This window comes from Micromonospora sp. S-DT3-3-22, assembly GCF_015354745.1.
GTDB lineage: Bacteria > Actinomycetota > Actinomycetes > Mycobacteriales > Micromonosporaceae > Micromonospora > Micromonospora wenchangensis.
Window position 1 is genome coordinate 55934 of sequence record NZ_JACGMO010000013.1, and the last position, 21347, is coordinate 77280.

Sequence of the window (21347 nt, forward strand, 5' to 3'; positions counted from 1 at the left end):
ACACACAGAGAGGGGTGCGCCGATGGCGCTGCTCACCGCAACCTCGGTCCCGGGCGGGACGGCAGTGTCCGTCTCGGCGGTGGCCGTGAACTCGTCCGACACGATCTCCGGCAGCGACATCGGCCTGTACGGGGCGCTGCTGGTCGTGAACAACGGCGGCGGGTCGCCGATCACGGTCACGATCACCGACCCCGGTGTGACCGCCGTCGGCAACGCCGGAACGACCGTGGCGCAGTCGGTGCCCGCCAGTGGCCGGCGGTGGCTGCGGATCCTGCCGGGCCACGTCAACCGGTCGACCGGGGTCGCCACGGTCACCTACTCCGGCACCACCTCGGTGACCGCCGAACTGGTCCGGAGCTGACGACATGACGAAGAAGGCCACGTACTGGATGACCGACGGGTACGGCAACGTCGCCCTGGTCGAGGGTGCCGAGGAGCGGGATCGGTGGAAGCCGCTCGGCTGGTCGGAGACGGACGCGCCGGGCCCCGGGATGCAGGTGTGGGTGCGCCACGAGGAGAACGGCAACCGGGCCCGTCTGCCGTTCGCCGCGCTGGAGCTGTGGCGGCCCCGGGGGTGGTCGGAGTGCGGACCACCGGACGACGCGGATCCGTTCCACGCGGTCGACCCGGCCGACGTCGTCGATCCGGTGCAGGTGTCCGAGCCGGCGTCGCCGGCCGCAGTGACCAAGAAGGAGAAGCAGGATGGGTGACATCCCCGGCGACGGCAAGGTGCGGGCCGACTTTGTGCTGGCCATCGCGAACATTTTCGCGCCGACCGCCACTGAGCTGAACGCTGGTCTGCGGATCAGCCAGTGGATGACGGCGGACGGGCTGGCCGGTTTCCGTCCGGAGACGGCGGACGTGGCCACCTCGGGCATCGAGGACACCTTCGACACGACCACGAACGGCCGCCGCAGCTTCTCCGGGACGCTGGTGCGGCTGAAGAAGCAGACCGGCAGCGACGCGGCGTACACGACGATGCTGCCGGACGTCGAGGCCTTCGTGGTGATCCGCAGGTCGATCGTCGCCGCGACCGCGTACGCGTCGGGCCAGCATCTCCAGGGTGTGTACCCGGTGATCTGCGGTGAGACGGCCTGGATGGACGCGGAGCCGAACATGATCGAGCGCTTCGAGGTGCCGCTGAAGATGCGGATGCAGCCAGCGCTGCGCGTCACCGTCGCCTGATCCCTGTACCCGGGAGGCGGGCCCCCAGCCCGGCCCGCCTCCCGGCATCACCTCTGGGCTGGATCGAAAGGGCTGGAAGATGAGCAACGACACCCACCGCGTGCCCATGTCGAAGGTGCTCGCGTTCCTCCGTGACATCGGCCTCGACCCAGTCGATGCGTCCGACCTGAAGTCAGTAACCATGGACGGCGGCAAGGTGGAAGTGGTCCGGTTCCGCCGCGACGAGAACGGCAAGATGTACGTCGTCGGGCACAACGAGGTCGCCACCGAGACCGTCACCATCACGTTGGACGGCAAGGCATGAGCGGCAGCATCAAGGACCGCATCCGCCGCGCGAAGGCCAGCCCCGGAGGCACCGCCACCAGGCCGGTCCGGTTGTGGCTGGCCCCCGACATGGGTCTCGTCGACCGCTACCAGCGGGCCGTGGCCGACCTGGAGGAAGCCGAGTCAGCCGAGACTCCAGCCCCGGCCGACTCGCTGGAGGGCGGCTCGGGGGTCGTCGAGCTGCGCGAGCAGGTGGAGAGCCTACGGGCGCAGCTCGACGAGCACTCTCTGGAGTTGACCGTCCGGGCGTTGGACGACGATGAGTGGCAGCGCCTGGTCGACGAGCACCCGCCGCGCAGGGCCACGGACACCACGGAGGCGGACCCGCGTGACGCGAAGTACGACTGGAACGCCAGCACGTTCCCCAGGGCTTTGCTGCGGGCGGCGACGGTCGCCCCGGTCCTTGACGACGAGGACTGGCAGATGCTGCTCGGGTCGCCCGGTCAGCGTGGGGTGTTGACGCATCCGCAGGTGGAGGACGCGGCCGGGGCGGTCGCCGGGCTGACGCGGTTCCGGCTGGATATCCCTTTCTCGTAGGCCGCATCCGCGCCGACCCGGTGCTGCGGGAGCGCCTGGAGGCGGCGGAGCGGCTGGGGATCAGCCTGCGCCGGCTGGGTGGCTGGGAGCCGGTGACGGTCACCGAGTACGAGTACGACGAGGCCGGCCGGCTGGTCCGGAGCTGGTCGCAGCCCGAGAGCGAGTGGGACCAGCAGCAGCGGGCGTGGGTGGCTGCTCTGGCCGCGTTCCGGGGTGAGCTGTGCCCGTGTGGGTGCGGCCAGCGGTGGGTCGATACGACCAGCCCTGAGGAGGGTGGCCCGCAGTTCGCTGCGGAGCGGGTGGTGTGCCGTGCCCGTCTGGCGCTGCTGGAGGCGCAGCAGGCGGCTGAAACGCCGGACGTCATCGGTCGAGCCCGACTGTGGACCGTACGCAAGGAGGGGTGACTGTTGGCGCTGCGCACTGTGGGTGTCCGGCTCACCGCCGACGTGACCGGCTACCGGGCATCGCTGCGGCAGGCGGGCACCGCCACCCGGGACCTGGTCGGCGAGATGGACAAGGCGGCCCGCGCCGGGAAGCTGGACCAGGTCGCCGACCAGGCGGCGGTGGCCGGGATTGGTCTGCTCGGTGCCGCCGGGATGGCCGCCAAGTTCGCGATGGACTTCGAGAAGCAGATGTCGTCGGTGCAGGCGGCCACGCATGCCACCGCCGGGGACATGGAGCGGCTGCGGGAGGCTGCCCTCCAAGCCGGGGCTGACACGAAGTACTCCGCGACGGAGGCGGCTCAGGGCATCGAGGAGTTGTCCAAGGCGGGCGTGAGCACTACGGCGATCCTGACCGGCGGCCTGGCCGGTGCCCTGGACCTAGCCGCCGCCGGTGAGCTGGATGTGGCGGAGGCTGCCGAGACCGCTGCGTCGGCGATGACCCAGTTCAAGCTGTCCGGGTCCGAGGTTCCGCACATCGCTGACCTGCTGGCCGCCGCCGCCGGCAAAGCTCAGGGCAGCGTCCACGACATGGGGTACGCCCTCAACCAGGCTGGCCTGGTCAGCGCCCAGATGGGCCTGAGCATCGAGGACACCGTCGGCACCTTGGCCAGCTTCGCATCGGCCGGTCTGCTCGGCTCCGACGCTGGGACGAGCCTCAAGACGGCTCTGCTGATGCTGGCCAACCCGACCGACAAGGCCAAGGGCCTGATGGAGGAGCTGGGCATCGAGGCGTACGACGCCCAGGGCCAGTTCGTGGGTGTCACCAAGTTGGCCGGTCAGCTGAAGACGCAGTTGGGCGGGCTCACCCAGGAGCAGCGCAACAGCGCGCTGGCCACCATCTTCGGGTCGGACGCGATCCGGGCCGCCAGCGTGCTGTACGAGCAGGGTGCTGAGGGCATCCAGGACTGGATCAACAAGACCAACGACGCCGGGTACGCGGCCGAGACCGCCGCTGCCCGTACCGACAACTTGGCCGGCGACATCGAGCGGCTCCAGGGATCTCTGGAGACCCTCGCGATCACGTCGGCGTCCGGACCCAACTCGGGGCTGCGGGTGCTGGTGAAGGGCCTCGATGGGGTCGTCAACGAGCTGTCGCAGCTGCCCCCGGCGGTGGGCAGCACCCTGACGGTGATGGCGGCGCTGGCCGGGGCGACGACCCTGCTCGGTGCCGGGTGGGTGAAGAGCCGCCGGGCGAACGCCGAGTTCCGGGCGGAGTTGGAGGCGACGGGCCCGGCGGGTGCTCGGGCGGCCCGCGGGTTGCAGGCCGCCAGCCGGTGGGCCGGTCGGGCGGCTGGTGCGTTCGCTGCGTTCCAGGTGGCCGGTGCGGTCGTCAACTCGATGGTGGGCGACCTGACCCCGCAGGTGGAGGCACTCGGGAAGGGGCTCGCCGAGTGGGGCCAGTCGGGTCAGCTCGCCGGCGAATCCGCCCGGGTGCTCGGCACCGACATGAAGGACCTGTCGGTGGGCCTGAAGTTCCTGGCCGACACCGACAACGACCGGCGGAAGTTCGCCCGCTGGGGGCAGGACCTGCTGGAGGGGGTCGTGCCTGGCCTGGACTCGACGAACACCTCCCTCACCCGCACCCGGGAGCGGGTGACGGCGATGGACCAGGCGCTTGCCCAGCTCGTTGCCGGCGGCAGCGCGGACAAGGCGAAGGCCGCGTTCGACCGGCTGGCGAAGGAGACGGGGAAGACCGGCGTCAGCGTCGACGAGCTGAAGCGGCAGTTCCCGCAGTACGCGGCGGCCCTGGAGACGGCGACCACGGCCACGTCCGCAGCGGTGTCCCCGACCAGCTCTCTGACCGGTGCCACGGAGGAGTACAAGTCGTCGGCGGAGGCCGCCGCGGCTGCCGCCGACGGGCAGCGTGAGGCCCTGGTCGCCTTGTCCGAAATGATGCGCGCCGAGGCTGATCCGGTTTTCGGGCTGCTTGACGCCCAGCAGAAGTTGACCGAGGCGCAGAAGGCCGCGGCGAAGGCGGTCAAGGAGCACGGCCGGAACAGCGACGAAGCGCAGGAGGCCACCCGGAAGCTGGCGCTCGCGGCCATCGGCCTGCAAGAACAGGCGGGCGTGCTGTCCGGCACGTTCGACGGGCAGATGACTCCGGCGCTGCGGCAGACCCTCAAAGCGGCCAACCTCACCGAGGCGCAGATCCGCGACGTCGCCGGCCAGTTCCGCACCGCGAAGAGTGCCGCCGACAAGTACGAGGGCACCTACAAGGCCAACGTGTCGCTCACCGGCTACCCGACGACCATGGACCGGTTGAAGCGGCTGTCGACCTACCAGCAGGCCCTGAAGAAGGGCACCATTCCGGTGGGATTCCAGGGCCCGATCCAGGGCAAGGACTACCACTCGGGCGGCTGGACCGGGCCGGGTGAGAAGTACCAGCCGGCGGGTGTGGTGCACGCCGACGAGTTCGTCATCAAGAAGGAGTCCCGGGGCAAGATCGAGCGCCGGCATCCGGGTCTGCTCGACGAGATGAACGCCACCGGCCAGCTGCCCGGATACGACGGCGGCGGGCAGGTGTGGCCGTACCGGACCACGACGAAGAAGACGCGCATCCCATCACGGGCGGAGGTCGCCGAGGCGGTCATGCCGGACTTCGGGCCGTGGCCGCCAAGCCCTGGCGCTCAACGTGGCGACTCGGGGGTGTGGCGCAGCATCGCCGCTCTGATCCGGGGCACGGGCCCGATGTCCGGATCGTTCGGCAACGGCTACCGGGCGGGCGACCCGCTGTGGCACGGCTCGGGTCGGGCAGTGGACTGGATGGGCTACAACCAGGACCCGCTGGCCCGGTTCCTGGCGGCGCGGCGACCGCTGGAGCTGATCCACCGGACGGCCAGCCGGGACTACGCGTACACCCGCGGCCGGAACATGGGCTCGTTCAGCGAGTCGCTGATGAACGCGCACCGCAACCACATCCACATCGCCATGGCCAACGGTGGGCTGATCGCCGAACCGGTGGTAGGCGTGGGCCTGAACAGCGGCAACAGCTATTCGTTCGCCGAGCGGGCGCCGGAGTGGGTCATCCCGGCCACGCCCAGCGCACCGGCGGCGGCCGGGGGTGGCCGGGACGCCGGCCCGGACGCGGGGCAGGTGGCGGCGATGGTCGCCACGGCGGTGGCCCGGGAGATCCGGGGCCTGACGGTGCAGATGGACGGCCGAACGGTGGGCGTGATCCAGGGCCGGCAGGCCGACCTCTACTCGCGGGGAGTCTGAGTGGCGACGGCGACGACGTACGACCTGCAATTCGTCGAGGGCGTGGCTGCTGTGCCGGTGGTGCGGCTGGACGTCAACGCGCCCGGATGGACGATCCGGGAGGCGGACTTCGGGATGCCGCAGCTCAACCGGGCGCTGGTATCCACGCTGCTCGGGGACGGCGATCGCTACCCGGCAGCCGCCTACGGCAACCGCACGCTGACGCTGACGCTGCGGTACGACGGCGCCTCGGCCGATGATGCTGCCGCCCAGATCCAGCGCCTGTATCGGGAGTTGGACCGGTTGACCAACGTGCTGCTCTACCGGCCCGGCACCTCGTCGGCGGTGTTCTTCCGGACGTTCCGGTGCGGGCCGGACAGCGTGCAGTGGGTTCCGTTCACGCGGCAGGTCCGGGCGGCGATCCCGGCCGAACCGTTCGCCGTTGGCCCGCGCGAGACCCTGCCGCAGGTCGTGGTGGCCAACGATCCGACCGCCACCACCCCGCTCAACACCAACCCCTGGTTCGAGACGGACGTGGCGGGCTGGACGGGCACCGGTGGCACGATCGGTTGGTCGACCGCCCAGTCGTACGAAGGTGCCGCGTCGCTGCTGCTGACCCCGGGTGGGGTGGCCGCCCAGGTGGATGTCCGGTCGGATCTGATCCCGGTGACCGCAGGCCAGCAGTACAAAGTGGCGACGCGGATCCGGTCGACGGTGACGCGAAGCGTGTCCACCAACATCAACTGGTACGACGGCTCCGGCACGTACCTGTCGACCTCGACCACGACGGCGTCGTTCACGGCGGGCAACTGGACGTACGCCGAGCTGACCGCGACGGCGCCGGTGGGCGCGAGCCAGGCGAGGGCGTTCCCGGCCGTGTTGGGGTCGACGCCGCCGGCCGGCAACACGGTGCACGTGGACGAGGCGCGGTTCTACCGGGTGGCGACATCGATCGAGTCCGGCGGCCTGTGCTTCGACGTGAGCGGCATCCGGGGCGACGTGGAGACGCCGCTGTACCTGCGGATCGTCGGCGAGGACGTCACTACCGTGCCGAGCAAATGGACGTTCGGGCTGGGCCGCAGGCAGAGCCTCATCTCGGTCCGCCGCCGTGGCACCCCCTCGGCGGCGCCCGGCGTGTACGCGGCCGAGAGTCTCAACCGGGGTGACGACACGACGCTGGTCACCGGTGTGGCCGGCGCGCACGGCGGCGCGGTCGTCCGCACCAGCTTCGCGACCTCGCCGGGCATGGTGATCCGGTTCGGGCCGGCGGCGTGGCCGACCGCAGCGTCGCCGGACCTGCGGGGCACCTACCGGCAGCTGGTGCGCTGCCGCAAGAGCGTTGCGGGTGACGTGATCCAGATGCGGGCGGTCTGGTCGCAAGACTCGACCGTGATCTACGGCGACATCGTGACGCTGCCCGCCGACAACGTGTGGCGGTGGATCGACCTGGGCCTGATCCAGATCCCGATGGGGTTCGACCCGGTGACCGACGGCCTGTCGGGCGTACCGGCGGCAGCGACGGGCCCGGTGTTCGACACCGCCATCGAGCGGATCTCCGGGTCGGGCAACATCGACTCGGACAGCGTCGCGTTCGTCCCGGCGGATGACCGGATGATGGGGGTCGTCTTCCCCACGTCGGGTCTGCCGACCGCGTTCGTGATCGACTCGGCGGCGTCTGGCGTGTACGGGGTGGGGTCGTCGGCGGAGGTCCGGAGCGCCCGGGTGGAGACGGCCGGCCTCCCGCCGATGGTCAGCCCTGGCGTGACGAACCGGATCTGGTGGATGCGGGACGTCGGGAGCGAGTTCGCGACCGGCGACGACGCCACGGCGTACACCCGGATCACGCCGTACTACTGGCCCCGCTACCTGCACGTCAGGCCGGTGACGACGTGAGCCTGCCCATCCCGCTGACCGTCCGGCTGCGCACCTCCCGAGGCACCCGGGACATCACGCGGGACGTTCGGGACATCGCGATTCGGTGGACAGACCCGGGCGGGCACGCGACCTGCCAGGCGTCCCTGGACCGGCCGCTCACCGTGCAGCCAGCGGAGATCGCCTACTACGGCGACCTCACCGTCCACGACGGCCGCCACGGCGGTGTCGTCTGGGACGGCCGCCTGGAGGACCCGGGCCGCTCTGCGGGGACGCAGGGGCAGGTGTGGGACCTGGCGGCCGTCGGCGGTCAGGCGCACACCCGGGACCGGACGGTGCCGCTGATCTACATCGACAACCCGCTGACGTCGCTGGATCGGGTCGACAACGCCACGCCGCGCGGCGACGACAGCATTGCCACCGACCCGGGCAACACGGCGTCACAGCAGCAGTCGCTGGTTCTGTCGTTCCCCAACGGGTTGGCGGTGGGGACGAACGCCCGCATCGTGCTGCGCTATGACGGGTTGCGGCGCACAGGGCAGAAGCTGTCACGCGTCGATCACACCAGCTGGGACGCCGGCAGGACGGACACCGCGTTTCAGGTCGAGGTGCTCTGCAGGACCGACGGCAGTCTCGCCAGCGGCGAGGTGGCCCGCTCGGACAACTGGAACACCGCCGGCGGTGGGAGCAGTCCGCGCCGGATCGGCACCCACTGGACGGCAGGCCGGAACACGGCCGAGTGGAGGGCGATCTACAGCGGCGTCGGTGGCACCATCTCCAACGACCTGCACTGGGCCAGCATCGGCGGGATGCTGGTGATGGCGACCCGGTACACGGCGGCCGGCGTGGAGCAGCTCACCGGCACCCCCTACGGCAACTCCTATGTGTTGGCGCACGAGGTGGTCGCGGACCTGCTGGGCAGGCTGCTGCCGAAGTTCGACGGGGCCGGGGCGACGATCGCGACCACCTCGTACCAGATCGACCAGATGGCGTACCCGGATGGCGTCCAGCCCGCCAGGGTGCTTGAGGACCTCATGAGCATGGAGGCCGGCTACACCTGGCGCGCGTGGGAACGCAATGCCGCCGGCTTGTACCGGTTCGAGTGGGTGCAGCAGCCGTCCACCGTCCGGTACGAGGCGGATGTAGTCGACGGATACGACTCGCAGGGCAGCGCTGACGGGCTCTACAACCAGGTCACCGTCCGCTGGAAGGACCCCAAGGGCCGTCCCCAGACCACGATCCGGACCGCGACCGTGCCGGAGCTGTCCGCTGCCGGCCTGATCCGGCAGGAGATCATCGACCTGGGCTCCGACGTCGGCTCGGCGTCGGCGGCGGCACGGGCCGGTGACCAGTGGCTGGCGGACCGCCGGTACGCGCCCAACGCCGGCCGGTTGCGGGTGGCCCGCCCAATCCTGGATCTCCAGACCGGCCGCATGGTGCAGCCGTGGGAGATCCGGCCCGGCCTAATCCGGGTCCGGGGCATCCTGCCGCGCACCGACGCACTCAACCCGACGGCCTCCCGCGACGGCGTGACGATCTTCAGGATCGTCGGCTCGGAGTACCGGGCCTCCGACGCCGCCGCGACCCTCGACCTGGACTCGTACGCCCCCTCCACGGCCCGGCTGATCGCCGGGACGCGGTCCAAGCTCCGAATGATCCGGAGGTGAACCGTGGCCACCCGAGCCACAGACACGTTGCGCGACCTCGCCGCCGGCTGGGAGCGGCTGTTCCCGTCGGCGAAGCTGTCGGGCATCGTCGGCGACACTCGGCACGCCAAGCGCGGCGGCTACCACATCAGCATCGAGGACCAGGTCGACAGCGACGACTACTCGGTGGTCCGGGCGGACGACAAGGCCCCGCCCGGCAAGTGGCCGCGCGACTGCGCCTCGGCCGTCGACATGAACCTGTCCCTGGCCGACATGAAGGTTTGCCACGCCCGGCTGATCGCCGTGTGGCGGAACCGGGCCACCGACCCCCGGGCGAAGTACATCAACGCCCACAACGGCTGGAACGGCACCGGGCCACCGGGCCGCTACGACTGGGTCACGGGCACCGTGTCGACGGCGTCGGACGACCACGAGTGGCACGTCCACCTGGAGCTGCGCCGCCGCTACGTCAACGATCCGCAGGCCGCCCGGGCGGTCCTGTCCATCCTGCGAGGCGAGAGCCCCGCCCAGTACCTGGGGGAGAACACCATGGTCATGAGCGATGCGGACAAGGTCGGCTGGGCGACCACCAACCGGGCGGCGGCCTTGCTGGCGGGCACCCCGGCCACCTACCAGGTCGAGGGTGAGAAGACCAAGCGCGTCGAGCCGAACCGGATCGCCGAGTCGCTGGCGCGGATCGAGGCGCAGCTCACCGCGCTGTCCGGCCGGGACTTCACCGACGAGCAGGCCATCGCCGCCGAGCTAGCCCCGGCGATCCTCGCCCAACTCGACCCGGCCCGCATCGCCGCCGCCATCCCGCCCACCATCGCCAAGCAGGTCGCCGACGAGCTGGCCAACCGGCTGATCGCGTAACCCGTGCCGACGACGATCATCGTCACCGGCCGGCACCGACCGCACGAGGTGATGTTCCTAGTCCTCGCCGCCATCGTCGGTGGGGCGTTCGTGGCCGGGGCGAAACCGCCCACCACGGTGGAGCAACTCGTCGCGCCGTGGGTGCTGTGGATCTGGTACCTGCTGCTGCTCGGATCCGGTGTCATCGGCCTGATCAGCATCGCCCTACCCGACACGTACCGGGCTCTGGTCCTGGAGCTGGCCGCGATGCACGGCCAGACCGCCGCGCCGTTGTTGTACGGGCTGGCGCTGCTGTCCACCGGGAGTCCGGCGGTCGGCTTCGCGGCGGCGTTCTGCGTCGCATGGTCGGGCGCGTCGGCGTGGCGGGGCTGGCAGGTGTGGCAGGGCGTCAGGGCGTTGCGGCAGGCGGGAGGCACCAGGTGAACGGTGGTACGTGGGCGCTGCTGGCAGCGGCAGTCAGTAGCGGGGGCGTCGCCGGTGTGGTGACGACGCTCATCGCCGGCCTCCTGAACCGGCCGCAGGTCAAGGCCGACGCCGCGAAGGCCGGCGCGGACGCGGTGAAGGTCCTCACCGACACCGCGCTGGCCCAGGTCAACGAACTGCAAGAACGGACCGCCGAAGCGGAGCGGGAAGCCGTGGCGGCCCGCGCTGAGGCGGCCGAGGCTCGCCGTCAGATGCGGGAACTGTCAGGGGAGATCGACGCTGCGGTGGCCACGCTGCGGTCGTGGCGGGCGGCGATCCTCAACCCGGGTGTCGACCTGGAGCAACTGCGGGCGATGGTCCGCGACCCGGGCGGCACGATCAACGGCCGCCACCTGTAGCACCCCGGTGCTCGTGCCGGTGCTGTGTGGTCTGCCCGCACTCGGGCCGCCGGCACCGCCACTGCCGACCCATCTCCCAGCACGGCTCCACCGGGCACGCACCCCAAGCCGGGGTCGTGTCCGCGTGTCCGGCTGGGCACGGCTCAGGCACCTCTGCCAGCCCGTCTGGCGTCCACCTGTATCGCTGCACCACCCGACCGTACCCAGGAGGTACCTCATGCCGGCCCTCGGCGACGTCGTGCTCTACACCCTGTCCGAGACGGACGCGGCCACCATCAACCAGCGTCGTGACGAAATCCGCGTCGTCGGCCTGCGCGTGTTCGCCGGCCTGGAGGCCGAGCCGGGGCAGACGTTCCCGGCGATGGTCACCCGCCTCGACGGCGACGCCGCCAACGTGCAGGTCGCCCTCGACGGCACCGACGTGTTCTGGGCGCCCGCCCGCACCGAGGGCGAGCCCGGCGAGCAGGGCCACTGGGTGTGGCCGCCCACCAGCTGACCGGCACCCGCCGGCAGCCCCATCTCGTAAGGAGTACCTGTGAAGATCTTCGGACGTGAGCCGGCACTGTGGCTCGCTCTCATCGGTGCGGTCCTGACCTGGGCCGCCGGCCTCGGGCTGCCGTTCCTGAGCGCCGGCCAGGCGGTGGCGATCACCACCGCACTGACCGGCGTGGTCATCGCCGTGACGACCCGGCCGATCGCGCCGGGCCTCTACGTAGCGGCCGTCGGCATGATCGCCGCGCTGTTCGCCGAGTACGGCCTGCACTGGTCGGACGCGGCCGTGACCGGCCTGGGCGGGATCATCCTCGCCGGCTTCGCACTGTTCGGTATCCGTCCGCAGGTCAGCCCGGCCAGCGAGCCGGCGCGGCGCAGCTACCCGTCGTCCGTCGGGGGTGGCAGCGCCGCCGTCCTCGCCCTGGTGGTCATCGCCCTCGGGGTGGCCGCCCTGCCGGCCTACGCCGGGCCCAGCCCGGCCCGGCCGGGTGAGCAGGCGAACCGGCCGCTGCCGACCGCGCCCAGCCCGTCGACCCTGCGGTGCACCACCGTCACCACGGTGCCCGGCCAGATCCGCCTGGACCGGTGCACCTCCGACGGCGTGCTGGTCGGATACCGGCCGTACATGTGGGACGGCGTGAACGGCGCGTGGGTGCAGCTCGCCACCGCCTGATGTCCGCCCCGCCGGTAAGATGATCAGCGCGGTGCCACCGGTGGACGTCCCGGCCGGCACCGACCAAGCAGCAAGCGGCCCCGCTCTCCCTGGTGGAGGGCGGGGCCGCTTCGTGTCCGGGGTCAGGTCAGGCCGAGGCTGATGGGCTTCCCCAGGTCGACCTCGTTGAACTGGACCTTGCCGCGACGGGACACCTCCACCCCGTAGATACCCTTGCCGCTGGGCACTCCAGGGATCTTGAAGGTGAACAGGCAGGAGGTGGCCCTGGTGGCGTCGGTCGGATCGATGAGGGGCTGGCCAACGTCCAGCTTGCCGACAGCGAGGTTCACACCGGCCGGGTCGGTAATGATGACCTGGGCACCGCCCGCAATGTCGTCGTGGCCGCCCATGCCCGCACAGACTTGGGTCTTCTCGGACCAGGCGAAGGTCGACCGCTCCAAGGTGAAGGTGCCGCGCACGAGCAGGGGCAGCGGGGCGCGGCTGGTCGCGGCAGGCGTGGGCGAGGCTTGCGACTTCGGCTCGGGGTCGCCGCCGCAGCCGGCCAGCAGGAGCACGGCGGCGGTGAGCGCGGTGAGGTGGCGGGGGGTCATGCCGGGCACCGTACCGGCGGCCGGCCACCAGGCCGGGTGATCGTCGGGGATCTGACGGTGGGGGCCGGCCACCCAGCCCCCGTTCCGGGTCAGCTGATGGGGTCGTAGCCGAGGCGGTCGACGATCACCTTGTACTTCTGGAGGGTGATCCGGTAGCCCATGCTGCCCGGCTGCATGTTCTTGAGCTGCTCGGCGAGGCGGCGGGCGGTGCGGATGTCCTGGACGTCGGCGTCGGTGCTGGTGGCCTGGATCGTGGTCCGCATGTCCGTCTCCCCTGGTCGCTTGCTTGTTTCTATCTGAGACTTTAATGCCTCCCCATAGTTGTGTCAACCTGAAACACTCATCCGAGTAGCCCCAGCCCAGACGCACTGCGGCCCCGCTCCCCTCGTGGGGGCGGGGCCGCTTTCTGCTGTTCGACGTTAGGACTCCCGAGCCTTTCGGGGGCCGAGTCGGCGGTTCAGCGTCGGCTTGCTCACCTGGGCGATGCGGTCGCAGATCGCCAGGTCCGGCACGCCAGCGTCGCGGAGCGCCTGCGTCTCTCGCCACGCCGCGTCCTCGGCTGCGTCGCGGGCCGCCCAGGCGTCCTGCGCCCGCTTAATGGCGGCGAGCTGCTCGTCGGTGGGCGTCCACGTCGGCCTGATCACGGTTCGCACGGTACCACTTCCCTGTTTCATGTTGACACCATCTCAGCCTCGTGGTTACTGTGTCAACCAGAGACGATAACCGGGAGGTTGTCGAACACGAAGACGGCCCCTGGCCGGTGCTGCGAACACCAACCAGGGGCCTTGATCGGACACGGGAGGTCCGACCCATGAGCATCTTCCACCGCAAGGGCAAGTCCGCGCAGCCCCCCGCCTACGACCCGGCGATCGGGAAGGCCGCCTACGGCCAGGCCAAGCCGGTCAACCACCCGGGCGCGAACTACCCGACGGCGCACCGGACGCAGGACGCGACGCTCGCCGGCATCGGCCGCCGCGACGCCACCAAGCGCAAGCGCTGACCCACCCCGCCCGGCGGCATCCCCGCGCCGCCGGGCCCCCTCAGCCTGCCCACCTCTCCCGTGAGGAGCCCCCCGTCATGGGTGCCCGCATCAACCGCTGGGTCTACCGCACCGTCGCCGTCTGCGCGCTGCTGGCCGGCCTGGCCGCCTACACCAACCACACGACGCACCCCTGCCCCGACCTCGGGGCGGCCGGCATGTGCGTCTCCATCTCCCAGGAGTCCTGATGTTGTTGCGTCTCGCCGCCAGCCACACCGCCGGTGCTGCCGTGTTCATCGGCGTGTGGCAGACCGCCGTCGCCCTGGCCCCCGGCCCGACCGACGTCCGCCTGGTCCTGGCCGGCCTGGCCATCCCGACGGTTGCCGCCGCCGGGTCCGGCTTCGCCATCGCGACCGCCGAGCACCGGCGCGAGCAGTCCGCCCCGGTGCCGGCCCAGCGCCCGGCCATCACCCAGGCCGCCCCGAAGGAGCTGACGGCCCGATGAGCTTCTTCCGTCGCACCGTCATCGACCCGGAGCTGGAGGCGGCCCGCGCCGCCGCCCAACGCGAGCAGGCCCGGTTCAACCTGGAGCGTGCCCGCGTCGAGGCGCAACTCGCCCGGGAGCAGCAGGAGGCGCAGGCCGAGTTCGCCCGCCGGCAGGCCATCGCCGACGAGCAGGAGCGCCGCCGCCGGGACACCGTCCGCCGGGCCGAGCGGGCGGAGCGTCGGGAGCGGCAGCGCACGGCGCGGGCCGAGTTCGCCGCGAAGCTCCGCCCGGTGCTGCCGCTGCTGCTCATCAACGGCGGGGCGGCGTACGCGCAGGCCGCGTACGCGTTCGAGGAGATCGCCCCGGCGGAGTGGAACACCGCGTCGAAGCTGGCGTTTGCGGTGGCGTTCGCGGTGGCCCTGGAGTCCATCGCCGTGTACGTGCAGTGGCACGCCCACGACGCGCTCATGCTCAAGGCCCACGGCACGGCGGCGTCGCTGCGCCGCGCATCGTGGGGTGTCGCCGGCCTGGTCGCCGCGATCAACTACGCGCACTTCGCCGGGCCGGGCGGTGCGCCTACGGCTGCGGCGGTGGCGTTCGCGCTGCTGTCCCTGCTCAGCCCGTGGCTGTGGGGGCTGCATACCCGCCGCGCCCAGCACGTGCAGCTGCTCGCCGAGGACGCGTCGCTGATCGACGAGAGCGGCGTCGAGTTCTCCCCGCAGCGGCGGCGGGCGTTCCCGTGGCGGTCGTGGCAGGCGAAGCGGTGGTCCATCGACCACTACGAGACGGACCCGCGTCGGGCGTGGGAGGGCTACAACGCCGACCGGCTCGCCCGGCGGGCCGAGCGGGAGGAACGCAAGCGCCGTGCCGCAGTAGGCCGGCCGTCCCGCAAGGCCGACCGGCGGCCGGTCGACGACGACCTCGACGTGGCGTTGGAGATCGCCGCCCCGTCGGTCGACGAGACGCCCGTGTCCGCCTCGGCTCCGGTGGTCTACCGGCCACGGTGGAGGCCACCGACCGTACGCCGGCCCCGCCGGATGGGCAGGCCGGCACCGGCCATCGCGGTGACCGTCGTGGCCCCCGAGCGTCCGGCGAGACCGGCCAAGGAACCGGCCACCGATGGCCGGTCTGTGGCCGGGTTGAAGGCGGCCAAGCCGGCGGCCAACACCGAGCAGAAGGTGGCCGCCCTGCTCGCCAAGAAACCGGCCATGACGCAAGCCGAGGTGGCCGCCCTGCTCCAGCTCGGCGAGCGCACCGTCCGCCGCTACTGGCCCAAGCCGACCGCCACGGCCACCGTCAACGGCCACGACCACAGCGCGGTCTGACCGCCCCCGTCGTCGCCGGCCCATCACCTGGCGGCGGTGGAGGCCGCCAGACCACCTGGCCGCCCCAACCCTGGAGGACCACCGTGGCAATCAGCACCTGCTCCACCTGCGGCACCAGCAACTGGCGCTCGATGTCGGTCGACGAGACCGGCGCCCTCGGCGTCTGCGCCAACGGACACACCAACTTCGACGCCAGCACCACCAGCAGCGGCGGTATCCGCACCGGTGCGATCAAGGTCACCGGGCAGTCCGCGATCGGCTCCGGCGCCGTCGCCATCGGCAGCACCGGCGACAGCAAGAAGGACAAGAAGAAGAAGGGGAAGTGACCATGCCCAAGCCCACCAACATCCGTGACCTGGAGCGGGACCTGACCGCCGCGCAGGGCGACCCGCAGCAGCACCGCGAGGTCCGCGACCAGATCCGGGACGCCGGCCTGCCCCAGCTCGCGGCCGAGCTGGACCGCATCGCCGCCACCGACCCGCAGAACTGACCCACCGCGGTGCCCGGCCACACCCGGCCGGGCACCGCACACCCGCGCAGGAGGAAACACCAGCATGACCGCGATCCCGTTCGACGAGTACGACGACGAGCAGCACATCGTCGAGGCCGACCAGGTCGGCGGGGCCGTCGACCCGGCCGACCGCCGCGTCACGTTCGCCGACGTGGTGTCGCGCACCGACGCCCGCCGGCCGATCGTGCCGGCCGTAGTCCGATCCGCCGAAGGTCGGCGGGCCCTCACCCGCTGGGCCGCCGGCTACGGCGGACACACCGCCCTCTACCACCTGACCCGCACCCCGAAGTACCTGGCCAAGGTGGCCATCTACGCCCCGCGCGGGGCGTGGCGGGCCGGCTCGTCGACCATCTGGTGGGCGGTCGGCGGCCGGGACAACCACCACCTGCGGCAGCAGGCCGCGAACAGCAACGACCCGATGACCTGGCAGTCCCTCGACCGCACGCGCGCCCGGTCGTCGGCGGCCCGCTGGTGGGCGGTCGGCGGCGCCGCGCTGCTCGTTGTCGCCCTGGCCGTGGCCGCCACCGTGGCCGGTATGCCGCCGGTCGGCTGGTACTGCGTGGTCGCCGCCTTGGTGCTGCTTGCCGCCCGCTACGGGCAGCCCGCCGACAGGCCGATCGTCGACCGCGTCACCACCCGGGCCGCGTTCACCAAGCTCACCGGCGAGATGGTCCGGGCCGCCGTGGTCGCCCTCGGCATCGGCGTCAAGGATCCGGCGCAGCTGAAGTTCCCGCCGCCCGGCATCCACAAGGACGGTCCGGGCTGGCTGGCCCGGTTCGACCTGCCTGGTGCGATCGTGGCCACCGCGCTGCTGGAGAAGCGCGACAACCTCGCCGCCGCGCTGCGGTTGCCCGTCGACCAGGTGTGGCCGGAGGTCGGCCCCGACCATCCCGGGCAGGTCGACCTGTGGGTCGGCTTCCAGCCGTCGTCGAAGATGGGCCAGCCCCGCTGGGCGCTCGCCGCCGACAACGCCCGGACCAGCATCTTCGCGCCGCAGCCGTTCGCCACCGACGCCCGGCAGCGGCCCATCTCCACCGTGCTGTTCGAGCGGAACTTCCTCATCGGCGGCCAGCCCGGCTCCGGCAAGTCGTATGCCGCCCGCACGCTGCTGACCATCGCCATGCTGGACCCGACCGTCGAACTGAAGGTGGCCGAGTTCAAGGGCGTCGGCGACTTTCTCGACCTACAGGCGCTCTGCTCGACGTACGTGGTGGGTGTCGACGACGAGGCGTTCGAGACCGGCAGCGACATCATCGCCTGGGCCCTCGCGGAGTGCGAGCGACGCGGCAAGCGCATCCTGGCAGCGAAGAAACGCGGCGAGGCCCCCCACGGGAAGATCACGCCGGAGTTGGCTGCGAAGCCCGGCTCGGGGTTGCACCCGGTGTTCATCCTCCTCGACGAGGTCCACGAGCTGTTCGCCGCCGACCCGGCCGCGGCTGCTGCGGCCGAGCGGGCCATCAAGCGGGGACGGGCGCTCGGGATCATCTTCTGCCTGGCCACGCAGATCCCCGACAAGGACAGCCTCCCGCCGAACATCACCCGCTGCATCAGCACCCGCTGGTGCCTGTCGGTGCTGGGCCAGGTGGAGAACGACATGATCCTGGGCACCGGCGCGTACAAGCGGGGCTTCACCGGCACCGTCTACCGGCCCGGCGTCGACGCCGGCTGGGGTGTCATGGTCGGCGTGGACAAGCCGGGCAGCGCCCGCTCGTTCTTCCCGCGCCCCGAGGTCACCGCGGCGATCGTGGCTCGCGCCGGCCAACTGCGCGGCCAGGCGGTCGTCGGCGACACCATGGAGCGGGTGCAGGCCCGGGACATGCTCGCCGACGCGCGGGCGGTGCTCCACCCGAGCGAGGCGGGCGTGCCGTGGGCGGTCCTCGCCGAGCGGCTCGCCGCACAGTGGCCGGAGATGTACGCGGGCATCACCGCCGACATGGTCCGCGAGTCGCTCGACCGCTACGGCGTCCCCAGCCAGGACGTGAAGGTCGGCCGGAAGAACATCAAGGGCGCCCGGCGGACGTCGCTGGACGCCGCCCAGCAGCGCCGCGAGATCGAAGCCGAGTAGGTCGCAACGCTGGTCGCGGGACGGATCATGGTCGCGGTTCCGCGACCAGCCCCGCGACCGGCGTTGACCTGCACAAACACCTGTTGGTCGCGTGGTCGCGGCACCCCTGCCGTGGCCCCGGAATCCGCCCCTGGAGGCACCCTCGTGAGACTCGCTCTCGTCGTGACCGGCGTGCTGCTCGCCGTGATCGTCGCGTACGCCGGATCGTGCATCGTCCGCCCGTTCCGCGACTGCTGGTGCTGCAAGGGTCGGGCCCACCATCGCAGCAAACGCAACCCGGCCCTGTCGCGTCCGTGCCGCTGGTGCCGGTCATCCGGCAAGCGGCTGCGCCTCGGCCGCCGGGCGTGGAACCGGGCCCGCCGGACGGCCCGCGCGGCAGCCTGACCCCTGACGCGACGCAGCCCCCGACCACGCCGGTCGGGGGCTGTCGTGTGCTCAGGCCCGCTCCGCCCGCACCCGGGCGAGCAGCTCGGCCGCCCACCGCCCCGTCTCGCACCGGCCGGCCGCGCAGGCCGGGCACCGCTGGTGCACCTGGGCGATGACCGACGCGACGGCCGGATCACCGCCCTGGCCGATGTCGTCTGCCATCCCGGTCACCGCTGCCACCACCCGGCGATGCCGGCCACCGTGAGGACCAGGACCACGGCGGCGATCACCCACCCGGGCCAGCGAGCGGGGCCGGGTGGTGCCGGGGGGCGGGGGACGCGGTCGCCGTCCGGGGTGGGCGGCCGGCCGTGCGCGACCGGGTGCGCCTGCGGGGGCGGGCCGTCGTGTGGGCGCTCGCGCATGGATGCCTCCAGCCGGTGGTGCGGCGAGGTGTGCCGGGCGGGGCGGCACGGGGGCACCGGCCCCGCCCGGCGAATCGACCTGTCCGTGCCAACGAGACCGGCCGGACCCGACGCTAGGACTCTTGGTACACCAAGTCAACCTAGGACACACGCTCGGTGATGATCGGTGGCAGGCTCGGAGGTGCCAACGAGACCGAGGTACCGCCATGCCCAGACCACCCGTGTACCGGGAGATCATCAGCGACGTCCGGACCGCGATCGAGACCGGCCAGCTCAAGCCCGGCGACCGGCTGCCCACCATCGCCCAGTTCTGTGAGCAGTACCGGGTCTCCCCGACGCCGGTGAAGTTCGCGATGCGCGTCCTGGAGGAAGCCGGCCTGATCGAGACGTGGCAGGGCAAGGGGATGTACGTCCGCCAGCGAACAGGCGGCGGGGAGATCACCTGATCACCGGTTAACCGGTCATCCGGTGGTCCGGACTGCCGCCCCTAGCGTCCGGCTGGTGAGCCTCGACCCGCACTCCGGCGTGCCGCTGCACCGTCAGCTGGCTGCCGCACTGCGGGCCCGGATCGCCGCCGGGGAGTGGCCTGAGGGTGGGCTGCTGCCGGCTCAGGCCCGGATCGGGTACGACTACGGGGTGGGCAAGGCGACCGTGCAGGCGGCGGTGAACGCGCTGCGCACCGAGGGTCTGATCGACGTGGAGCGCGGCGTCGGCATCCGCGTCCGGGCGGCGGCCTACCGGGAGCGGGTGGCGGTGCCCCGCGGTGCCACCATCACGTCCCGGATGCCGACGGTCGACGAGCGGGGCGAGCTGGACATGCCGGAGGGCGTGCCGCTGCTGCTGGTCGTGGTGGGCGGCCGGCTGCGGGGGCGGTATCCGGCGGATCGGGTGGACCTGACCACCTCGTGATCGACGATCTTGGGCCGCGCTGTGCCCGGAGCGTCCCATCTCGCATATCGTGATGGTGTCCGATGTGCCCCGGCTCGTGGGGGCGGATCGGACATACCCCCCGGATCGTAAGGGAAACTATCTATGGATGGCTACCCGCCATATCTGCGTGATCACAGGGTGCATGGACTTCTACCGATGGGCACGCTCCCAGAATTCGGCCCATGGACATATGTCCCACCGGTGGCCCAGTGGTCTCGTACAGTAGTGCGATCCTCACGCCGTACGCTCTCGATTGACGTCGATGCGCAGTCCCGCAGACCGGACCGAAAGGAGCCGCCACCCGCCACCCCGCACCGCCCGGCCGGGACGCCGCAACCGGCGCCGGGCTGGAGGCCGGCCCACTCCGACCTCCGATCACACTCGCCGTCCCACCTGATCGGAGATGCTCATGCATCGCCTCGGCGCTGTCGCCGTCACCCTCGCCCTATTACTCCTCGCCGCCGTCGTCGGCCACTGCTTCACCTCGCCCCGCGAGTTGCCACCCGAAATCCTCGCCGTGATCCTCGTCGACCTGGTCCTCTGGGGCGCCGTCGCGTGCCTCTACCTCGCCGCCCGGATCAGCGGTACGGCGACGCCGACGCACCTACGCACCGAGGTCGCCCAGCTGATAGCGGAGGAGCTGGGCGCACGCGAGTCGGCGCTGTCGCAGGGGTACGCGGAGGGCTACGTCGACGGGATCGCCCGCCGGCAGGAGGGCAGCAGCCGGAACTGAGTTCCCCTACCTCTCCCCTACGACGCATCAGGCCCCCTCTACGGAGGGGGCCTGAGCTGCTACTTAGTAGATCCACTAACCGGGTGACTGATGGGAATTGAACCCACGACAACCGGGACCACAACCCGGTGCTCTGCCAACTGAGCTACAGCCACCATGCCGTCCGCGCCGGTTTCCCGGGCGGGTGCGGACTAATAATAGCCACACCCGGGCGGCGCCCGTCCAGCGGGTTGCGCCCATCGGCGGGCACCGGCCTAGAGCTGCGCCGCGATCGCCTTCGCCGTCTCGACGTCCGGGCCGGGCAGCGGCACGAACAGGGTGCGCCGGTAGTACTCCAGCTCGCGGATGCTCTCCCGGATGTCGGCCAGGGCCCGGTGCGCCAGCCCCTTGCGCGGCTGGCCGAAGTACACCCGGGGGTACCAGCGCCGGCACAGCTCCTTGATCGACGACACGTCGATCATGCGGTAGTGCAGGTGGGCGTCGAGCCGGGTCATGTCCCGGGCGATGAAGCCCCGGTCGGTGGCGATCGAGTTGCCGCACAGCGGCGCGGTACGCGGGTCCTTCACGTGGCTGGTGACGTACTCCAGGACCAGGTCCTCGGCCTCGGCGAGGGTGACCGTGGAGCGGCGCACCTCCTCGGTGAGCCCGGATTTGGCGTGCATGGTGCGGACGATCTCCGGCATCGCCTCCAGGGCCGCCTCGTCGGCGTGGATGACCACGTCCACGCCCTCCCCGAGCACGTTGAGGTCGGGGTCGGTGACCAGTGCGGCCACCTCGATCAGCTTGTCGCTGCCGAGGTCGAGCCCGGTCATCTCACAGTCGATCCAGACGAGAAGGTCAGCCACCGGGACAGACTACGCGCAGCCCAGGTCCCCGCG

General features: G+C 71.6%; 31 protein-coding genes and 1 tRNA gene. 25 read left to right on the forward strand and 7 right to left on the reverse strand.

Annotated features, from left to right (window positions below; all coding sequences use genetic code 11):
• Nucleotides 1-22 precede the first annotated feature (22 nt).
• From H1A17_RS05925 to H1A17_RS05990, 14 genes are all read left to right on the forward strand, one after another.
• The gene (locus H1A17_RS05925) at nucleotides 23-361 is read left to right on the forward strand and encodes a hypothetical protein (RefSeq protein ID WP_194821306.1); all 339 of its coding nucleotides are present in this window, start codon (nucleotides 23-25) and stop codon (nucleotides 359-361) included.
• A 4-nt stretch (nucleotides 362-365) separates the two neighbouring features.
• Nucleotides 366-710 (forward strand): hypothetical protein, encoded by a 345-nt coding sequence (locus H1A17_RS05930; RefSeq protein ID WP_194821307.1) that lies wholly within the window; start codon nucleotides 366-368, stop codon nucleotides 708-710.
• The gene (locus H1A17_RS05935) at nucleotides 703-1185 is read left to right on the forward strand and encodes a hypothetical protein (RefSeq protein WP_194821308.1); all 483 of its coding nucleotides are present in this window, start codon (nucleotides 703-705) and stop codon (nucleotides 1183-1185) included. Before H1A17_RS05930 ends, H1A17_RS05935 begins: the two co-directional genes overlap by 8 nt.
• 79 nt (nucleotides 1186-1264) lie before the next feature.
• Nucleotides 1265-1489 (forward strand): hypothetical protein, encoded by a 225-nt coding sequence (locus H1A17_RS05940; protein ID WP_194821309.1) that lies wholly within the window; start codon nucleotides 1265-1267, stop codon nucleotides 1487-1489.
• Nucleotides 1486-2046, forward strand: coding sequence for a hypothetical protein (locus tag H1A17_RS05945; protein ID WP_194821310.1), 561 nt, complete (start codon nucleotides 1486-1488; stop codon nucleotides 2044-2046). Before H1A17_RS05940 ends, H1A17_RS05945 begins: the two co-directional genes overlap by 4 nt.
• 20 nt (nucleotides 2047-2066) lie before the next feature.
• On the forward strand, nucleotides 2067-2450 hold the full coding sequence (locus H1A17_RS05950) for a hypothetical protein (protein ID WP_194821311.1): 384 nt from the start codon (nucleotides 2067-2069) through the stop codon (nucleotides 2448-2450).
• A gap of 3 nt (nucleotides 2451-2453) precedes the next feature.
• Nucleotides 2454-5705: a phage tail tape measure protein gene (locus tag H1A17_RS05955; RefSeq protein ID WP_194821312.1), complete on the forward strand. Its 3252-nt coding sequence runs from the start codon at nucleotides 2454-2456 to the stop codon at nucleotides 5703-5705.
• Nucleotides 5706-7577, forward strand: coding sequence for a carbohydrate binding domain-containing protein (locus H1A17_RS05960; protein ID WP_194821313.1), 1872 nt, complete (start codon nucleotides 5706-5708; stop codon nucleotides 7575-7577). It abuts the gene before it with no gap.
• Nucleotides 7574-9223, forward strand: a complete 1650-nt coding sequence (locus H1A17_RS05965) for a hypothetical protein (protein WP_194821314.1) — start codon at nucleotides 7574-7576, stop codon at nucleotides 9221-9223. Before H1A17_RS05960 ends, H1A17_RS05965 begins: the two co-directional genes overlap by 4 nt.
• Before the next feature lie 3 nt (nucleotides 9224-9226).
• Complete coding sequence (locus H1A17_RS05970) at nucleotides 9227-10075, forward strand: hypothetical protein (RefSeq protein ID WP_194821315.1); 849 nt, start codon at nucleotides 9227-9229, stop codon at nucleotides 10073-10075.
• A 3-nt stretch (nucleotides 10076-10078) separates the two neighbouring features.
• Nucleotides 10079-10498 carry a hypothetical protein gene (locus H1A17_RS05975; RefSeq protein ID WP_194821316.1) on the forward strand — a complete coding sequence of 140 codons (420 nt, stop codon included), beginning with the start codon at nucleotides 10079-10081 and terminating at the stop codon, nucleotides 10496-10498.
• Nucleotides 10495-10896: a hypothetical protein gene (locus H1A17_RS05980; RefSeq protein WP_194821317.1), complete on the forward strand. Its 402-nt coding sequence runs from the start codon at nucleotides 10495-10497 to the stop codon at nucleotides 10894-10896. Before H1A17_RS05975 ends, H1A17_RS05980 begins: the two co-directional genes overlap by 4 nt.
• 217 nt (nucleotides 10897-11113) lie before the next feature.
• Complete coding sequence (locus H1A17_RS05985) at nucleotides 11114-11392, forward strand: hypothetical protein (RefSeq protein WP_194821318.1); 279 nt, start codon at nucleotides 11114-11116, stop codon at nucleotides 11390-11392.
• Nucleotides 11393-11431: 39 nt separating this feature from the next.
• Nucleotides 11432-12061, forward strand: coding sequence for a hypothetical protein (locus H1A17_RS05990; RefSeq protein WP_194821319.1), 630 nt, complete (start codon nucleotides 11432-11434; stop codon nucleotides 12059-12061).
• Nucleotides 12062-12183: 122 nt separating this feature from the next.
• Here H1A17_RS05990 and H1A17_RS05995 read toward each other — a convergent pair whose 3' ends face one another.
• The 3 genes from H1A17_RS05995 to H1A17_RS06005 all read right to left on the reverse strand — a co-directional run bounded on the left by H1A17_RS05995 (nucleotide 12184) and on the right by H1A17_RS06005 (nucleotide 13295).
• Nucleotides 12184-12651: a hypothetical protein gene (locus H1A17_RS05995; RefSeq protein WP_194821320.1), complete on the reverse strand. Its 468-nt coding sequence runs from the start codon at nucleotides 12649-12651 to the stop codon at nucleotides 12184-12186.
• A gap of 89 nt (nucleotides 12652-12740) precedes the next feature.
• Nucleotides 12741-12914: a hypothetical protein gene (locus H1A17_RS06000; RefSeq protein WP_194821321.1), complete on the reverse strand. Its 174-nt coding sequence runs from the start codon at nucleotides 12912-12914 to the stop codon at nucleotides 12741-12743.
• Nucleotides 12915-13070: 156 nt separating this feature from the next.
• Nucleotides 13071-13295: a hypothetical protein gene (locus H1A17_RS06005; RefSeq protein WP_194821322.1), complete on the reverse strand. Its 225-nt coding sequence runs from the start codon at nucleotides 13293-13295 to the stop codon at nucleotides 13071-13073.
• Nucleotides 13296-13462: 167 nt separating this feature from the next.
• Here H1A17_RS06005 and H1A17_RS06010 point away from each other — a divergent pair, with 167 nt between their 5' ends.
• The 8 genes from H1A17_RS06010 (at nucleotide 13463) to H1A17_RS06045 (ending at nucleotide 18402) form a co-directional block, all read left to right on the forward strand.
• Entirely contained in the window at nucleotides 13463-13651 is a 189-nt protein-coding gene (locus H1A17_RS06010; protein ID WP_194821323.1) for a hypothetical protein, read from the forward strand.
• 77 nt (nucleotides 13652-13728) lie between these two features.
• Nucleotides 13729-13878: a hypothetical protein gene (locus H1A17_RS06015; RefSeq protein ID WP_194821324.1), complete on the forward strand. Its 150-nt coding sequence runs from the start codon at nucleotides 13729-13731 to the stop codon at nucleotides 13876-13878.
• Nucleotides 13878-14135, forward strand: coding sequence for a hypothetical protein (locus tag H1A17_RS06020; RefSeq protein WP_194821325.1), 258 nt, complete (start codon nucleotides 13878-13880; stop codon nucleotides 14133-14135). Before H1A17_RS06015 ends, H1A17_RS06020 begins: the two co-directional genes overlap by 1 nt.
• Nucleotides 14132-15442: a hypothetical protein gene (locus H1A17_RS06025; RefSeq protein WP_194821326.1), complete on the forward strand. Its 1311-nt coding sequence runs from the start codon at nucleotides 14132-14134 to the stop codon at nucleotides 15440-15442. Before H1A17_RS06020 ends, H1A17_RS06025 begins: the two co-directional genes overlap by 4 nt.
• Nucleotides 15443-15525: 83 nt before the next feature.
• Nucleotides 15526-15768 carry a hypothetical protein gene (locus H1A17_RS06030; protein ID WP_194821327.1) on the forward strand — a complete coding sequence of 81 codons (243 nt, stop codon included), beginning with the start codon at nucleotides 15526-15528 and terminating at the stop codon, nucleotides 15766-15768.
• Nucleotides 15765-15932 (forward strand): hypothetical protein, encoded by a 168-nt coding sequence (locus H1A17_RS06035; RefSeq protein ID WP_194821341.1) that lies wholly within the window; start codon nucleotides 15765-15767, stop codon nucleotides 15930-15932. The genes H1A17_RS06030 and H1A17_RS06035 overlap by 4 nt, the downstream gene beginning before the upstream one ends.
• Before the next feature lie 64 nt (nucleotides 15933-15996).
• Complete coding sequence (locus tag H1A17_RS06040) at nucleotides 15997-18018, forward strand: FtsK/SpoIIIE domain-containing protein (RefSeq protein WP_194821328.1); 2022 nt, start codon at nucleotides 15997-15999, stop codon at nucleotides 18016-18018.
• A gap of 144 nt (nucleotides 18019-18162) precedes the next feature.
• The gene (locus H1A17_RS06045) at nucleotides 18163-18402 is read left to right on the forward strand and encodes a hypothetical protein (protein WP_194821329.1); all 240 of its coding nucleotides are present in this window, start codon (nucleotides 18163-18165) and stop codon (nucleotides 18400-18402) included.
• A gap of 51 nt (nucleotides 18403-18453) precedes the next feature.
• On the opposite strand, the gene H1A17_RS06050 is transcribed toward H1A17_RS06045, so the two are convergent.
• Both H1A17_RS06050 and H1A17_RS06055 read right to left on the reverse strand, forming a co-directional pair.
• Complete coding sequence (locus tag H1A17_RS06050; RefSeq protein WP_194821330.1) at nucleotides 18454-18606, reverse strand: hypothetical protein; 153 nt, start codon at nucleotides 18604-18606, stop codon at nucleotides 18454-18456.
• Between the two features lie 5 nt (nucleotides 18607-18611).
• Nucleotides 18612-18806 carry a hypothetical protein gene (locus H1A17_RS06055; protein ID WP_194821331.1) on the reverse strand — a complete coding sequence of 65 codons (195 nt, stop codon included), beginning with the start codon at nucleotides 18804-18806 and terminating at the stop codon, nucleotides 18612-18614.
• 206 nt (nucleotides 18807-19012) lie between these two features.
• Between H1A17_RS06055 and H1A17_RS06060 the strand changes: the two genes are divergently transcribed.
• From H1A17_RS06060 to H1A17_RS06070, 3 genes are all read left to right on the forward strand, one after another.
• The gene (locus H1A17_RS06060) at nucleotides 19013-19252 is read left to right on the forward strand and encodes a winged helix-turn-helix domain-containing protein (protein ID WP_194821332.1); all 240 of its coding nucleotides are present in this window, start codon (nucleotides 19013-19015) and stop codon (nucleotides 19250-19252) included.
• A 55-nt stretch (nucleotides 19253-19307) separates the two neighbouring features.
• Nucleotides 19308-19715 carry a GntR family transcriptional regulator gene (locus tag H1A17_RS06065; RefSeq protein WP_194821333.1) on the forward strand — a complete coding sequence of 136 codons (408 nt, stop codon included), beginning with the start codon at nucleotides 19308-19310 and terminating at the stop codon, nucleotides 19713-19715.
• 430 nt (nucleotides 19716-20145) lie between these two features.
• Nucleotides 20146-20469 carry a hypothetical protein gene (locus H1A17_RS06070; RefSeq protein WP_194821334.1) on the forward strand — a complete coding sequence of 108 codons (324 nt, stop codon included), beginning with the start codon at nucleotides 20146-20148 and terminating at the stop codon, nucleotides 20467-20469.
• An 82-nt stretch (nucleotides 20470-20551) separates the two neighbouring features.
• On the opposite strand, the gene H1A17_RS06075 is transcribed toward H1A17_RS06070, so the two are convergent.
• Together H1A17_RS06075 and orn are read right to left on the reverse strand one after the other, a co-directional pair.
• Nucleotides 20552-20624: transfer RNA gene (locus H1A17_RS06075), tRNA-His, on the reverse strand.
• Nucleotides 20625-20723: 99 nt separating this feature from the next.
• A complete protein-coding gene (orn, locus tag H1A17_RS06080; RefSeq protein WP_088641757.1) occupies nucleotides 20724-21314 on the reverse strand; it encodes an oligoribonuclease in 591 nt (196 codons plus the stop codon).
• Nucleotides 21315-21347 lie beyond the last annotated feature (33 nt).